The organism is Peptostreptococcus anaerobius VPI 4330 = DSM 2949 (assembly GCF_000381525.1).
Taxonomy (GTDB): domain Bacteria; phylum Bacillota; class Clostridia; order Peptostreptococcales; family Peptostreptococcaceae; genus Peptostreptococcus; species Peptostreptococcus anaerobius.
On sequence record NZ_KB906645.1, the window covers coordinates 1 to 14,366 of the forward strand.

Here is a 14,366-nt window from a genome sequence, read left to right on the forward strand (position 1 = left end):
AGAAATGGCACAAAAGGTAGTGGAGGAAATAGGTGAAGATAGATTAAAGAAATATTATTTTAGATTAGAGTAGAGGGGTAGAGAGTGAATAAAAACTTTGGATTAAAATTTACATATTGTGTGTTAGGAATTGCCTTACTAATTTTTGTGTTTGTCCTAGGTTTTTCTATCGGAGTGATGAGTGCCTTTTCTGATATTAGAACATATGCAGGCACTGTCGTAGAAAAAGAGTATCTTCCGGAAGAAGTCAAGAAAGATCCAGAAACTAAATCTATAGAAAAGTATGACGAGTAATATCTAGTAAAAGTCAAAGACCACGCAGGTGATATAGTTGTTATGAATGTTACAAAAGAGGAATTTAATCAAATAGATATAGGTGAGAAATTAAAAAGATAGGGAAGTGATAAAAATGAATTTAGTGATATATGCAGATGATGAGATTATATTCAATCCAGATACTATATATAGGGATGGTAAAACCATAAAGGCTAAAAAAAATTTGGACTACTATCATTTATGCGAATTTAAAAATGATGATATAGCGAAAGAGTACTTCATCGGTTTAAAGAATAGTATTCATGATAAGCCAAGAGGTATGGATATCATTAATGTCAAATTTGAATAGAAAAAAATAATATTAAAAATCAAGAAATTTACAAAAAATTTATTAGAGTGTGGACAACATGGAAAATAAAAAAAAGAAGGTGATTTGATGTCAAATATTATAAAATATCCAAGTCAAAAAATTACAGAAATGGTTAGAAATTTATTTGAGGAAAATATAGAAATACAAACCATAGGTAGTGAAGCAATCTTAGACAAAGAGTATATTTAATTAAAAAAACATAAAAACACTAGAAGAGCAGTTAATGGAAATAGATACAAAAATTAAAGGAGGAGATAAAAGTTGATTAAATTAGTAGATATTGAAAGTGTAGAGGAATATACAGAGTTTGGCACTTGTGAGATTTGTTCTTATTCCATGGATTATATATTTGAATATTTTGTCTTTGAAGATGATAAAACGGGTGAGAGGAGAAGCATTCTTAATGGGGAATGGTGTTGGGGAGATTTCGGTGAGTATTTTTATAATTTAGGTCAAATTAATATATGTGATTTAGCAAGTTTTATAAAGGGTAAGAATATACAAACATTTGACGAAATGTCTGAAAAGTTAATACCTATTGTAGAAGAATATGCAAAAATAAATCATATAAGAGTGTAAAGATAAAGATTAAAGGAGAGATGACGTGAAGATTAAAGTTATAAATTATAGAGGAGATATATTTTTTTTAAATCCCGATTCTATATATGAAATAAGTGATTGTGTTTATGCTGGTTCAGTAGAGTCTGATAAAACGTTTGTCTTATATTGGGGAGAAAACACAAACTCTGTAATGGAATACATTGGAAGTCTTATAATGTATTCTGATTATTCAAATAGAGAAGAAATATTGATAAATCTATATAAATTCGACACTTGGTGTAATAGGTTTTCTAAAGAGAAATCAGATGATATAAAGCATGGTGATAAGATTATGTTCAACAGTAGAGAATCTTATGTTATTGATTTAGACTTAGATTTTGACGAAGGAAGTGACTATGAGTTATTTGACGGAGAAGGAGGAATACTTATATTTGATTATTTAACTATGAAACCAGTTGATAGATATTTAAGCATAGAAAGTTTAAACTTAGATTATAAAGAGTATCACAATAACGAGATTGTAAAATTAGAGAGATAAAAATTATAATTTCAAATACTATTTATATAGATGATAATTAAAGTAATACTGAGAACAATACAATTGATTATAAATTTGTAGTCTTGCTTGCATATTTTTTGCATTTTAAAATACAAATTAAAACATAAAGGAGGAAATATGATATATATAGATTTATTAAAAGGGAAAGACGGGGAAATGGGAGGTGACCCAAGGATATTAACGGAAGAGTTTATAAATATAGTTATGAACTTTTATGGAATGATTGTTGCAGCAGATAAAAGAAATCAATTTACATTTAAAAATATAATGGAAAGTGCTATAGAGAGAGCAAAAAAAGATAGGATTGCAGAAAAGATTAAAAACAATAGGACCGTAAATAAAGAAATAACTAGAAATCTAAAAGAATGTGAAAAAGCACTACATGAATATATAAGCAAGAAGAATTTTAATTAGGTGGTGTAGAATGTACTATAACAATTATCATAAACATACTCATTATTCAAATATTAAAACAATAGATGTAATCGTAAAAATAGAAGATTATCTTGACAGAATGGTTGAGTTAGGACATAAAAATTATTTTACAACAGAACATGGATATCAAGGAAATTTATTCGACACTCTGAATGCTATAGATAAAAAGAATGCAAATCTACCAGATGAAAAAAAAATAAAAATGGTAGTTGGTTCTGAATTATACTATGTAAAAGATATTAATTTAGACAAAAAAAATAGGAGTAGCTATCACTTAATTATGGTGGCTATAAATAATAAAGGTGTGGAACAGATAAATGAACTTCTTTCCTATGCCAACATAGATGGTCATTATTATAAGCCAAGAGTAGATAGGAAAATGATTGAAAGTTGCATAAACCCTAAAGATGTAATTGTAACAAGTGCTTGTGTAGCTGGTATTGCTGCTGAATGGTGTTCTTATGCAGAAGATAATATTAAGTGGTTTAAAAACTTTTTTAGGGATAACTTTTTTCTTGAAATACAATCTCATAATCACCCAACACAAGTAAAACATAATGTTAGAATGAAAGAATTTTCGAGAAAATATGATATACAGCTTATTCATGCCAATGATTCACACTACATATTCCCAGAGGATTCTGTTTATAGAGATTTGTTTTTAAAAGGAAAAGGATTCAATTATCCTGAAGAAAGTGGTTTTGTTTTAGATTATCCTGACTATCAAGAAATAGTAAAAAGATATGATAAACAAGGTGTTTTTAGCAACAGCGAAATATTAAAAGCCATTGATAATACATTAGTGTTTGATAGGTGCGAAGAAATAACTTTGTACAATAAAGAAATTAAGATACCTAAGATATCAAAAAATCCCAACAAAGACCTAAAAGACTTATTAAATGAATTATGGAAAAAGGAAAAGAAGAACATACCTAATGATTTAAAGAAAAACTATATAAAAGCTATTAGAGATGAAACCAATATAATAGAGAATACTTATATGGAAGAGTATTTCTTATTAAATAATAAAATATGCAATGTAGCAAGGGATAAATATAATGCCTTTATATCTCTAACAGGTAGAGGCTCAGCAGGGTCTTTTTATATTAACAAACTTTTAGGACTTATAGGCATGGATAGAATAACATCTCCAGTAACTCTGTATCCAACAAGATTTATGAGTATATCAAGGATACTTGAAACAAAATCTTTGCCCGATATAGATTTAAACACATCTAACCAAGAGTTGCTGATTAAAGCAAGTGAAGATGTGATAGGTAAAGAAAATTGTGGTTGGATGATATCGTATAAACCATTGCAAGACTCTTCAGCATTTAGATTGTGGTGTAAGGCTAAAGATATGGATTTTAATGAGTACAATGATATTGCTAAAAATATCGAAGAATATTATGAACACCCTAAGTGGGGTTCAATAATTAAAGAAAGTCAAGTATTTGTTGGTGTTATAGAGTCAATAGCACCAAGTCCTTGTTCTTTGCTTTTATCAACTGAAAGAGTAAGTAAACATATAGGCTATATAAAGATAAAAGATAAGGTTTGTTGTAATTTAGATGGTATGAACTGTGATATTTACAAGTATCTTAAAAACGATTATCTTCAAGTATCAATCATGAAGATAGTAGAAGATACTTGTAAACTTGCAAATATAGAGATACCAACATCAAACGAATTACAAAATATGTTAGACAGTAAAACATTTGATATATACAGAAAAGGTTTAACTTGTACGGTAAATCAAGCAGATTCAGATTTTGCAACACCTCTAGTTATGAAATATAAACCTCAATCTGTATCAGAGGTATGTGCTTTTGTGGCAGCTATCAGACCCGGTTTTAAGTCTTTGCTTCATAATTTTTTAGAAAGAAAACCATATACAACTGGGGTTAAAGAACTTGATGATTTGTTAGAAGATTCATTCCATTATATGTTATACCAAGAATCTATAATGAAGTATTTGATATGGTTAGGTATAGAAGAATCTGAAACTTACACCATAATAAAGAAAATAAGTAAAAAGAAATTTAAGGAAGATGAATTAATAAAATTGAAGGAACAACTTCACAAGGGCTGGATTAAGGTTGTTGGACGAGAAGAAGGGTTTGAACAGACATGGCAAGTAGTTGAAGATGCATCCAAATATTCTTTTAATGCATCACATTCATTAGCATATGCTTATGACAGTTTATATTGTGCTTATTTAAAATCGCATTATCCACTAGAATATTATACAGCTACACTAAATTTATACGAAAAAGATACAGATAGAACTAAGAAACTTATAAATGAATTGATATCGTTTGATATAAAATTAGAAAAATCTATATTTAGATATTCTAAATCTGATTATTTTTTTGATAGAGATAAGAACACTATTTACAAAGGTGTATCCTCTATTAAAGGTATGAATGAAGAGGTTGGTAATTTTCTATATAGCTTAAAAGACGAAGATATAACCTTTATAGATTTAATAAAAAGGTCAAAAGGCATAATGAATAAAACTCATTTTGAAACATTAATTAAACTTGATTTTTTTAAAGAGTTTGGGAAACAAAAATACCTACTGGATTTATATAATATTTTCACAAAATATAATGGAGTTAAACAAATAAAAAAAGATAATTTAGAAATTCCGATAGGGATAGTAAAAGAATGTTCAGAAAAGGAGACTCAAAAATTATTTAAAGAAATTGATTCCAATAGATTAATTAATCTGTTAGCTAGAAACATTAATAATATAGATATACCTATAGAAGAACAAATAAGTTTTTCAATGGAAACAACCGGTTCATTCAAAACAACAGATGAGCTAGGCAAATTATCCTATGTAGTTTTAAAAATAGATAAATATAAAGATTATGTTTTAAGTGTTATTAATGTAAATACAGGTAATGTATATAAGTTGAAATCCAAAGTAGGTGTAATACCACCAATAAAAAAGAATTCTATTTTACAGATAGAGGAGCTTGAAAAAAGACCTAAGAATGTTCTAGCAGATGGGAAATGGATAAAATCTAAAACAGAGTTTGATTTATGGATAACAAAGGCAAAGATATTGTATAGCGTATAATTTTGTGTGTAGAGAAAGGAGTAAAATGTATAGTATATTTCAAATAGCTAAATATTATAAACAAAAAGAGAATAGAATATCTCATAGGAAGTTACAACTTTTATGCTGGTATGCACAATCATGGTACTTATTTTTAAATAATAACCATAAATACAATATTAAAGAAAGACTGTTTGATGATATTCCTGAAGCTTGGACTCATGGAGCAACATATATATCACTTTATGATGATATATATAAAAATGATTGTAGGGGAATAAACAGTTCTAAAGATATTGACTCTAAGAAAACAATTAAATTTTTAGAAGAAGTTTATTTAGAATATGGAAAATATACCACTTCTGAATTAGAATCAATAATGTTGCAAGAATATGCTTTTTGTAAAGCGAGAAATGGTATGAAGCCATCAACACCATCCTGCATAAAAATAGACATAAGAGATGTTTTTGATGACTATATACATAGGCAATAATATATAAAAGGTAAATCTGATTGGTTTGCAATAAGATAAAGTGATAGATTTATAAAATACCATCGAAAGATGTTTACATAGATATTATATTTTAAAAGAGGTGATGTTTTGAGTAAAATCAAAGTGATAAAAAAAGACGGAACAGTTGAAGATTTCAATATGGACAAAATATATAAAGCAATAGAGAAATCTGCTCAAAGAGTAATGAAGCATCTAAAAGAAGATGAAAAACCATGGATAAAAGCTAGTATTTTAGAAAATATTTCAGGTAAAAATAGTATACCAGTAAAAGATATACATTTGTATGTTGAAAAAATTCTATCTAAGTTAGACGATGAAATAGCAAAGTCATATAAAGATTATAGAAACTACAAGACATCTTTTGTTTCTATGTTAGATAATGTTTATCAAGAAAGTCAAAAAATAAGATATATAGGTGATAAAGAGAACAGTAATTCAGATTCAACTCTTGTTTCTACTAAAAGAAGTTTGATTTATAGTGTCTTGAATAAAGAGATGTATAAGAAGTTTTTTTTAACAGTAGAAGAAATAGAAGCTATAAAAAAAGGATATATCTACATACATGATATGAACGCTAGATTAGATTCGATAAATTGTTGTCTTGCAGATGTGGGAACTATTTTAAAAGACGGATTTGAAATGGGGAATATTTGGTACAATGAACCTAAAACCCTTGATGTTGCATTTGATGTATTAGGAGATATAATATTTAGTATGTCATCTCAACAGTATGGAGGATTCACTGTTCCAGAGGTAGATACTTTATTAAAGCCATATGCTGAGAAAAGCTATCTAATATACAAAAACGAGTTCTTCCAAATAGCTGATAAATTTTATGTAAGTCGTGAAGATAATATTATTGAAAAGGCAGAAGAATATGCTATTGAAAAATTATGGAGAGATATGGAACAAGGTTTTCAAGGAATAGAATATAAACTTAATACAGTAGGTTCTAGTAGAGGTGATTATAGTTTTGTAACATTTACTTTTGGATTAGGAAAAACTACATTTGAAAAAATGTTATCTAAAACTTGTTTAAGAGTTAGAAGGAAAGGACAAGGGAAGAGAGGCTTTAAAAAACCTGTATTATTCCCAAAGCTTGTATTCCTTTATGATGAAAAATTACATGGAGAGGGTAAGGAATTAGGAGATGTTTTTGATGAAGCAGTAAAATGCAGTCAATCTTCTATGTATCCAGACTTTCTTAGTTTGACTGGAGATGGATATGTGCCTGATATATATAAAGAATACGGTAAAATAATATCTCCGATGGGTTGTAGGGCTTTTTTATCACCTTATTATGAAAGAGGTGAGATTGAACCATTAGATAGTGAAGATACACCAATTTTTACTGGAAGAGCAAATCTAGGTGTTATATCACTTCATTTACCAATGATATATGCAAAGGCAAAAAGAGAAAGTAAAAATTTTTATGATGTATTAGATTATTATTTAGAGATTATAAGAGGATTACATCTTAGAACATATGATTATTTAGCTGAGATGAAGGCTAGTACAAATCCTTTAGGATTTTGTGAAGGTGGGTTCTATAAAGGTAATCTTAAACCAGATGATAAGATAGAACCTGTAATAAAAAGTTTTACATTATCTTTTGGCATTACAGCTTTAAATGAATTACAACAGATACATAATCAGAAATCATTGGTTCAAGATGGAGAATTTGCTCTAGAAGTAATGGAATATATTAAGAGCAAAGTAGAAGAATTTAAAAGACAAGATGGTAAACTCTATGCTATATACGGTTCACCAGCAGAAAGTTTATGTTCTAAACAAGTACAGCAATTTAGAAAAGAGTTTGGTATAATTAAGAATGTTTCAGATAGAGAATATGTGTCCAATTCATTTCATTGCCACGTATCAGAGGACATAAACCCAATACAAAAACAAGATTTAGAAAAGAGGTTCTGGAGTTATTTCAACGGAGGCAAAATACAATATGTTAAATATCCTATATCTTATAACTTTGAAGCAATCAAAAGTCTTGTCAGAAGAGCTATGGAATTAGGATTTTATGAAGGAGTAAATTTGTCACTATCTTATTGTAATGAGTGTGGGTATGAAGAACTTAATATGGACACTTGCCCTCAATGTGGAAGTAATGATTTAACAAAGATAGACCGAATGAATGGATATTTAAGTTATAGCAGAGTAAAAGGTGAATCACGATTGAATGATGGAAAGATGGCAGAAATTAGAGATAGAGTTAGTATGTAGGAGGTTGATTTATTGAATTATCATAATATAACCACCAATGATATGCTCAATGGAGAGGGGTTAAGAAGTACACTATGGGTATCCGGATGTGATCATTATTGTGTAAATTGTCATAATAAAGAAACATGGGATAGTAATTCAGGGATACTTTTTGATAGGCGTGCAGAAAAAGAACTTTTTGATAGTTTAAGACCAGATTATATATCTGGTCTAACTATTAGTGGGGGAGACCCTTTAAACAAAAATAATATATTAGAAGTTCAAAGAATATTAATGATGTTTAAGCTTAGATTTCCTAACAAAACTGTATGGCTATATACGGGGTACAGATGGGAAGATGTTAAATTAGCACCACTTTTCCAGTATGTAGATGTTTTAGTAGACGGTAAATTTGAACAGGATAAATATGACATTAATTATCCTTATGCTGGTTCAACGAATCAAAGAGTGATAGATGTACAGAAAAGTTTAAAGGAAAATAAGGTTATTTTATATAAGCTGAAAGGAGTATTATAATGTGGAAACTAGAAAATTATCCCTATATCTATAATAAACAAGACTATCTGATATTAGAAAATGGAGTTTCTATAGGCAGAAAAACAGGTATAAGAGTTCACGTTAATGGAAATTCAAGTGTTATAGATAGATACAACGGATATAAAAGAGATTTAAACTATGCAAGAAAAAGAATTACTCATTATATGGTAGATAAAAAACTGTGTTTAAGGGTTATTAAAGAAGATTTTAGAACAAATAATGTGTGGCAAAAACCAACAGAAGTTACAGTTGAAGTTTTTGGCGCTGATAAAGATAAATCTATAATAGAAGATAATGTCGGACATTTATTGAGGAATTTATTTGATAAGTTTGGGTTTAATAAAAATAACGTTATATTCAGTGGTGAAAGTTATAAATTGAATAAGAATAGAATATTAAATGTTGCAACTCAAGACTATAGAAAATTAGCTAAAGTTATAGAAACTATAAATGACACTTTAATTCCACTTGGTCATGTTTTAAAAGACTATTGTTTTCAAAATGTAGTAAGTGTCGAGAGAGATGGCGCCGGTCTTGGACATTGGGATTTGGTTCGATTAGGATTTGAAGGGGATATGTATTATCTTAATAATATAGGCTGTGGGGACAATAAAAAAACAATACTTCTTTATCTCCAAAGGTTTGTTGACAGACGTATTAACAACATAAATAAATTGAAACCTATAAATTATGTGTGTTATTATAACGACAATCAAAAATATTTGGCTGAAATGTTTGGATATCTTGCAGATGCAAAAGTATTTAAAGATAATGGAAGATTCTTTACCGGTTGTAAGGTTAGGTATCTAAAGGATAGAGGTAAATTATTATATGTAGGTGATTTAGGAAAGAAAGAGTCTATAAGACATTTTTGCTCTAAGTGGCTCGTTTAAAATACAAAATAAAAAATATATATTGAATTATAAATAAAAAATATAATACAATATTGATATAGGAAAGGAGATTTATGGAAAAGTTAGATGTAATGGAATATGTAGCTAAAGAATATGAGAAAATAGCTAATAAAATTAGTATTTTATCTAGCGAAAATAAACAGAATAAACCTTTTTTCGCTATATTTCAGATAGGAAATGACCCAGCTTCAAATAAATATGTAGCGAATAAACTAAAAAAGCTAGATAGTGTAGGTATAGATGTGAGGCTCTTTAAAAGAGGAGAAAAAACTGATGAAATATCTCTATATGACTTATTTTGTAAAAAAAGTGACCTAGAGTTTGAAGAAGTTCCTTATATGGTTCAATTACCACTCCCGAAAGAATATGAGGAACTCACAAACAGTCTTACAAGCATATCTTGGGAATTAGATGTAGATGGGTTAGGTATTTCAAGTAAAGAGAGATTTTATACAAATCAAAAATCTTTTATACCTTGCACTGCTAGAGGCATCAGAGATTATATGAAGTATATAGATAGTTCCTTAGAAGGGAAATCAGTACTTATTATTAATAGGAGTGATTTAGTAGGCAAACCACTACAAAAACTTTTACTTGATGAAAATATGCTTGTATCTGTAGCACATAGTAAGATACCTAAAGAGAAGTTGTTGGACGTTTTTGACAAGTACGATTATATAGTAAGTGGAATTGGTATTCCTGGATATTTTAAATCAGAGGATATACCTAAAGGCTGTACATTCATAGATGTAGGAATATCATTCAATGATAAAGGGAAAATGTGTGGTGATTTAGAAATAACAGAGAATAAAGGTGATGACTTTAAGTATACTCCAGTACCTAATGGAGTAGGGCAATTAACAGTTTTGAGTTTAGCAAAAAATGTAATGGAGGCTTATTATGGGATTAATAACTAAAACTATTTTATTTTTTATAATAGCGATAATAATGACGGGAATACCTAAATATTATCATTTCAAAAAAAAGAGTTCAAGTCTAAGTGTATATTTAATTTATTTTTTAATAACTTTAAGTATATCTTCTATAGAATTTGCTAGAAAGCCAGAAAGCATTTGCTTTAATATATTAATAATTTTAACAGGAGTATTGAATGTTTTTATAATTATAAATTCAGAAAAGAATAATTAAAAAAAGGTAGGTGGTTTGTTGAATAAAATAAAAACGATAATAATAACAATAACATTAATATTTAGTATAGGTTGTAGAGTTGATGCAGCAGGAAAAGGTGGATATAGTCAAAATGATGTAAGGGTTAAAAGTGGATTAACAGAACAACAAATAAAGAATTTATTACCTAAGAATATGAAACAGCTATCTAGCACAATATATAAAATAGAAAACTCTAGTAGACCAATCAATTCACACTTTCTAAGCAGTGTAGTTAAGTTAGAAAGTGGTAATGGAACTTCATATAGCTATAGAAATAGAAATAATGTAGGTGGAATAATGGGGAAACATGGTCTCAGAAAGTTTACTTCCAAGGAACAAAGTTTGTACTATATGCAAGACTTTTTATATAGAGGCTATATAAATAGAGGTAGGAGAAACGTTTGGAAAATTGGTTCAAAGTATTGTGTTGGTGGAAACTGGGCATATAAAGTAAATAATTTAGCTATAAATTCAATGAGGAAATCTTGGGAATTTAGATAATTAAATAGATTTTGTTACGGCTGCACTTATGAAGATATAAAAATGTAAGTGTAGTTGTAACATTTAAAATTTAATATAAACATATTCAAAAGTAGAAAACCACAATATCACAGTAAAATTTATAAGGAGGTTTATGTATGGAGAGTAATAAAAAAGATACATTATCAAGTCTTAAATGTAGAGTTATAGATATAGATTCAAAAATTTCTGAACTACAAACTAAAAAAATCAATTTAGAAAATGAAATACAATCTTTATTGGGAAACGGCAAAAGATATATTTATACTGATTATAACGAAAATTTCTATTGTCTAACTCATGAGGTAGCACCATGGGACGATTTACATTTAATCGCTGAAATAGATTTATCAGACCTAAAAGGTATTGCATCGAAAATATCTGATTTAAGTTACAGATTTTCAACTAAAGGAATATTACAGTGTTTACCTCAAAATATAAACAAAGATTGGCTAGTTAGAGAAATAATAGAAAATTCTTTTTTAACTTTACATAATATGTATTTAGAGTTTAAATCCGAAGTAGAGGATGTTGCTGAAAAAACATTCATAACTGAAATAGAAGATTTAGAATTAGATAAAGATTTTGTAGAATGGATGGGATACTAGATGGAAAATTTAAAGATATTAAAAGAGCAAATAGAAGAAATTAAAAATATAAAAGGGACAAATGCAAAGATATTTAGAATTAAACAGTTATACGCAGATGGTAATGATTTATTGTTTAAAGTTTTAAAATTCTGTATAGACCCTAGTATTAAATCAGGAATAAGTAAAAAAAAGATGTCGAAGAAATTATCGATTCATGAAACAGATAAGTCTTTAGAAAGTCTCCTAGATTACATTGCTGAAAATAATACAGGAACTGATGAAGTTTTATCAATAGCATTATCATACATAGATAAAAATAAAGAATATGAGGATATGCTTAAAGAGATAATAACTCAATCTTTAAAGTTAGGGATTAATGTCAAGGCAATAAATCAAGCTATACCAGACTTTATAACAACATATGATTTTATGAAGGCAAAAAATTATATGGATAGAGTAGAAAAAAACCTATTTAATTTCGACCTTACATATATTATATCAGAAAAATTAGATGGGATAAGAGGTGTAATAATAAAAAACGGAAATGATATAAAAGCAATATCAAGACAAGGAAAAGAATTTATAGGACTTGACCATATATTTAGTTGTTTTCACTGCCTTAAAGATGGAGTTTTTGACGGAGAATTTTTAATTAAAGGTGAATTTAAAACTGAAGAAGAAAGATTTCAAAAAACTTGTTCTATTATGAGTTCTAAAACAGAGGATAAAAATAAGATTGAGTTTATAATGTTTGACTTTATACCTTTGGAAGATTTTAAGTTGGGTTATAGTCCAATCCCTTTTGTTGATAGGCTAATGAAGAGTGTTAATTATGTTGACAAAATGAAAATAAACAATAAAGGTGAGATACCTATTAAATCCATTACATCAAGACCATTTTGGTATCAAGGATTTGTAACACATGAAAAATTAATTAAACTGGTAGATGAATGCGATAGACAGGGGAAAGAAGGGATAATGATAAATTCTTCTGTCGCACCATGGGAAGGTAAAAGATCAAATTATATATTAAAGCTAAAAAAGAATCTTATTGCTGATGTTAAAATAATCGGATTTATTGAGGGTGATGGAAAAAATAAAGATAAATTGGGTGCGTTAGAAGTTGAGTTTGACTATGAAAATATGACAAACTCATGTTTTATAGGGACTGGATTTACAGATGAAGAAAGGATAGAGATTTGGAACAATCAAGATTATTATCTAGGCAAAATAATAGAGGTTAAGTATCAAAAAATAACTAAAAATGAGACAAATGATGGTTATTCATTGGGATTTTCAAGCTATAATCATATAATAAGAGAAGATAAAAGCGAAACAAGTGTATATTAAATAAAGGAGTTTTATGGATAAGAAAAAAATAGACAACATATGTGATAAATTGATAGATTTATTATTGGCTATATATGTTATATCATGTATAACATATCCAATATTTCAAATTACATTTTTTATTGTGGGTAATTTTCTATTTAAGTGGAGCATTTTAATTATTGCATTGCCTACATTTATTCTTTTTACCCTTATAATAATAGGTGTTTTGATATTTTTATTTTTATTTATAATGGGAAGAAAGGGCATAATATGATAGATTTAAATAAACCATTTTTGGAGAGGGACGAAGATTATAGGGCAGAGATAAGATTTTTTTATGCTAAGTTATTTAATAATTTGGGCTCAGACGAGATAATGTATATAATCCAAATGCTTGATGACGAACTAAAACAATCTATGCTTAGATATATAAATCCATTAGATTTGTAAAGAGGTGATAATTATTAGAATTTTAGGTTTAGACTTATCTATGACCTCTACAGGTTGGTGTGTCATAGAAGATTTTAAGGTAATATCTTATGGGAAGATTAATACAAGTCCTAAAGATTTCACAACAGAAGATGAGAGAATAAACTATATTGTTGACAAGATAGAGAGTGTTATGGACAACATAACTTTTGTTGGTATAGAAAATCAATTTATATCAAACAGAACAAGTACCATTATGGTTTTAAGAAAATTATTAGGTGCAACCATGAGAATGATAACTCAAAAAGGTATCTGTGTTGAATATTTAGCACCAACATCTGTAAAAAAAATAATAACAGGAAATGGGAGAGCAGGCAAAGAAAAGGTTGCCAAATATATACAAGATAACTATATAGATATAGGGGAATATAGTGATAAAGCTGGGAATAACAAGACAAGTGATATATATGATGCTATATCTATAGCTGTAGCAGTGAAACAAATGTTTGGAGGTAACTATGATAAAAGTAGATAGGAAAGATAATGATAATATATCTTGTAATATCGACTGCAGTACAATTGTTGATATTATAGAAGAAACTTCGTTTTTAATTGCTTTTTGTAAAAAAACTATATTGAGTAATTTAGAAAAAGAAGAAGATAAAATTAATGCAATGGATATTTTTAGACAGAGTATATTTGCTGGACTAGATGAAGAAATTAAATGGGATTAATTTATAATGAGGCTCTTGTAGCCTCGTTATTTTTTTTATAGGGACGTGTCCCTGTTGAGCTCGCAAAGCGTGCGAAACAATAAACCACCCGCTATGCGGGTGCGCGACAGATGTTATACAAAAA

At 28.3% G+C, this 14,366-nt stretch carries 19 protein-coding genes; all 19 read left to right on the forward strand.

The features are described from left to right. Window positions 1-84: 84 nt before the first annotated feature. The 19 genes from F823_RS11210 to F823_RS0109350 all read left to right on the forward strand — a co-directional run bounded on the left by F823_RS11210 (window position 85) and on the right by F823_RS0109350 (window position 14,242). Window positions 85-294, forward strand: coding sequence for a hypothetical protein (locus F823_RS11210; RefSeq protein WP_019595665.1), 210 nt, complete (start codon window positions 85-87; stop codon window positions 292-294). A gap of 115 nt (window positions 295-409) precedes the next feature. Further along, on the forward strand, window positions 410-625 hold the full coding sequence (locus tag F823_RS0109260) for a hypothetical protein (RefSeq protein ID WP_019595666.1): 216 nt from the start codon (window positions 410-412) through the stop codon (window positions 623-625). 87 nt (window positions 626-712) lie between these two features. After that, window positions 713-835 carry a hypothetical protein gene (locus tag F823_RS11445; protein ID WP_019595667.1) on the forward strand — a complete coding sequence of 41 codons (123 nt, stop codon included), beginning with the start codon at window positions 713-715 and terminating at the stop codon, window positions 833-835. A 72-nt stretch (window positions 836-907) separates the two neighbouring features. Continuing rightward, on the forward strand, window positions 908-1,225 hold the full coding sequence (locus F823_RS0109270; protein ID WP_019595668.1) for a hypothetical protein: 318 nt from the start codon (window positions 908-910) through the stop codon (window positions 1,223-1,225). A 25-nt stretch (window positions 1,226-1,250) separates the two neighbouring features. Next, complete coding sequence (locus F823_RS0109275; protein WP_019595669.1) at window positions 1,251-1,745, forward strand: hypothetical protein; 495 nt, start codon at window positions 1,251-1,253, stop codon at window positions 1,743-1,745. 138 nt (window positions 1,746-1,883) lie between these two features. Next, window positions 1,884-2,180, forward strand: a complete 297-nt coding sequence (locus tag F823_RS0109280; protein ID WP_019595670.1) for a hypothetical protein — start codon at window positions 1,884-1,886, stop codon at window positions 2,178-2,180. 10 nt (window positions 2,181-2,190) lie between these two features. Next, window positions 2,191-5,289 carry a PHP domain-containing protein gene (locus F823_RS0109285; protein WP_019595671.1) on the forward strand — a complete coding sequence of 1,033 codons (3,099 nt, stop codon included), beginning with the start codon at window positions 2,191-2,193 and terminating at the stop codon, window positions 5,287-5,289. A 25-nt stretch (window positions 5,290-5,314) separates the two neighbouring features. Further along, on the forward strand, window positions 5,315-5,761 hold the full coding sequence (locus tag F823_RS10675) for a Panacea domain-containing protein (RefSeq protein WP_019595672.1): 447 nt from the start codon (window positions 5,315-5,317) through the stop codon (window positions 5,759-5,761). A gap of 108 nt (window positions 5,762-5,869) precedes the next feature. Further along, a complete protein-coding gene (nrdD, locus tag F823_RS0109295; protein WP_019595673.1) occupies window positions 5,870-8,017 on the forward strand; it encodes an anaerobic ribonucleoside-triphosphate reductase in 2,148 nt (715 codons plus the stop codon). Window positions 8,018-8,029: 12 nt separating this feature from the next. Then, on the forward strand, window positions 8,030-8,533 hold the full coding sequence (gene nrdG / locus F823_RS0109300) for an anaerobic ribonucleoside-triphosphate reductase activating protein (RefSeq protein ID WP_019595674.1): 504 nt from the start codon (window positions 8,030-8,032) through the stop codon (window positions 8,531-8,533). Beyond that, window positions 8,533-9,447 carry a hypothetical protein gene (locus F823_RS0109305; protein ID WP_019595675.1) on the forward strand — a complete coding sequence of 305 codons (915 nt, stop codon included), beginning with the start codon at window positions 8,533-8,535 and terminating at the stop codon, window positions 9,445-9,447. The genes nrdG and F823_RS0109305 overlap by 1 nt, the downstream gene beginning before the upstream one ends. A gap of 74 nt (window positions 9,448-9,521) precedes the next feature. Further along, window positions 9,522-10,385 (forward strand): bifunctional 5,10-methylenetetrahydrofolate dehydrogenase/5,10-methenyltetrahydrofolate cyclohydrolase, encoded by an 864-nt coding sequence (locus F823_RS10680; RefSeq protein WP_019595676.1) that lies wholly within the window; start codon window positions 9,522-9,524, stop codon window positions 10,383-10,385. A 250-nt stretch (window positions 10,386-10,635) separates the two neighbouring features. Then, complete coding sequence (locus F823_RS0109320; RefSeq protein ID WP_019595678.1) at window positions 10,636-11,139, forward strand: glucosaminidase domain-containing protein; 504 nt, start codon at window positions 10,636-10,638, stop codon at window positions 11,137-11,139. Window positions 11,140-11,276: 137 nt separating this feature from the next. Continuing rightward, on the forward strand, window positions 11,277-11,765 hold the full coding sequence (locus F823_RS0109325) for a hypothetical protein (RefSeq protein ID WP_019595679.1): 489 nt from the start codon (window positions 11,277-11,279) through the stop codon (window positions 11,763-11,765). After that, window positions 11,766-13,097 (forward strand): ATP-dependent DNA ligase, encoded by a 1,332-nt coding sequence (locus tag F823_RS0109330; protein ID WP_019595680.1) that lies wholly within the window; start codon window positions 11,766-11,768, stop codon window positions 13,095-13,097. It begins immediately after the preceding gene. A 13-nt stretch (window positions 13,098-13,110) separates the two neighbouring features. Continuing rightward, on the forward strand, window positions 13,111-13,353 hold the full coding sequence (locus tag F823_RS11215; RefSeq protein ID WP_019595681.1) for a hypothetical protein: 243 nt from the start codon (window positions 13,111-13,113) through the stop codon (window positions 13,351-13,353). Further along, complete coding sequence (locus F823_RS0109340; protein ID WP_019595682.1) at window positions 13,350-13,529, forward strand: hypothetical protein; 180 nt, start codon at window positions 13,350-13,352, stop codon at window positions 13,527-13,529. Before F823_RS11215 ends, F823_RS0109340 begins: the two co-directional genes overlap by 4 nt. Before the next feature lie 4 nt (window positions 13,530-13,533). Next, window positions 13,534-14,043 carry a crossover junction endodeoxyribonuclease RuvC gene (locus F823_RS10685; RefSeq protein WP_242831490.1) on the forward strand — a complete coding sequence of 170 codons (510 nt, stop codon included), beginning with the start codon at window positions 13,534-13,536 and terminating at the stop codon, window positions 14,041-14,043. After that, window positions 14,027-14,242, forward strand: coding sequence for a hypothetical protein (locus F823_RS0109350; protein ID WP_019595684.1), 216 nt, complete (start codon window positions 14,027-14,029; stop codon window positions 14,240-14,242). Before F823_RS10685 ends, F823_RS0109350 begins: the two co-directional genes overlap by 17 nt. Window positions 14,243-14,366 lie beyond the last annotated feature (124 nt).

Bases quoted from the DNA above. Each gene is read 5' to 3' on its own strand.
- F823_RS0109330 (WP_019595680.1), top strand. From the start codon at position 11,766: ATGGAAAATTTAAAGATATTAAAAGAGCAAATAGAAGAAATTAAAAAT.
- F823_RS0109350 (WP_019595684.1), top strand. From the start codon at position 14,027: ATGATAAAAGTAGATAGGAAAGATAATGATAATATATCTTGTAATATC.
- F823_RS10675 (WP_019595672.1), top strand. From the start codon at position 5,315: ATGTATAGTATATTTCAAATAGCTAAATATTATAAACAAAAAGAGAAT.
- F823_RS0109325 (WP_019595679.1), top strand. From the start codon at position 11,277: ATGGAGAGTAATAAAAAAGATACATTATCAAGTCTTAAATGTAGAGTT.
- F823_RS0109260 (WP_019595666.1), top strand. From the start codon at position 410: ATGAATTTAGTGATATATGCAGATGATGAGATTATATTCAATCCAGAT.
- F823_RS0109280 (WP_019595670.1), top strand. From the start codon at position 1,884: ATGATATATATAGATTTATTAAAAGGGAAAGACGGGGAAATGGGAGGT.
- F823_RS11445 (WP_019595667.1), top strand. From the start codon at position 713: ATGTCAAATATTATAAAATATCCAAGTCAAAAAATTACAGAAATGGTT.
- F823_RS0109305 (WP_019595675.1), top strand. From the start codon at position 8,533: ATGTGGAAACTAGAAAATTATCCCTATATCTATAATAAACAAGACTAT.
- F823_RS10680 (WP_019595676.1), top strand. From the start codon at position 9,522: ATGGAAAAGTTAGATGTAATGGAATATGTAGCTAAAGAATATGAGAAA.
- F823_RS0109340 (WP_019595682.1), top strand. From the start codon at position 13,350: ATGATAGATTTAAATAAACCATTTTTGGAGAGGGACGAAGATTATAGG.
- F823_RS0109285 (WP_019595671.1), top strand. From the start codon at position 2,191: ATGTACTATAACAATTATCATAAACATACTCATTATTCAAATATTAAA.
- F823_RS11215 (WP_019595681.1), top strand. From the start codon at position 13,111: ATGGATAAGAAAAAAATAGACAACATATGTGATAAATTGATAGATTTA.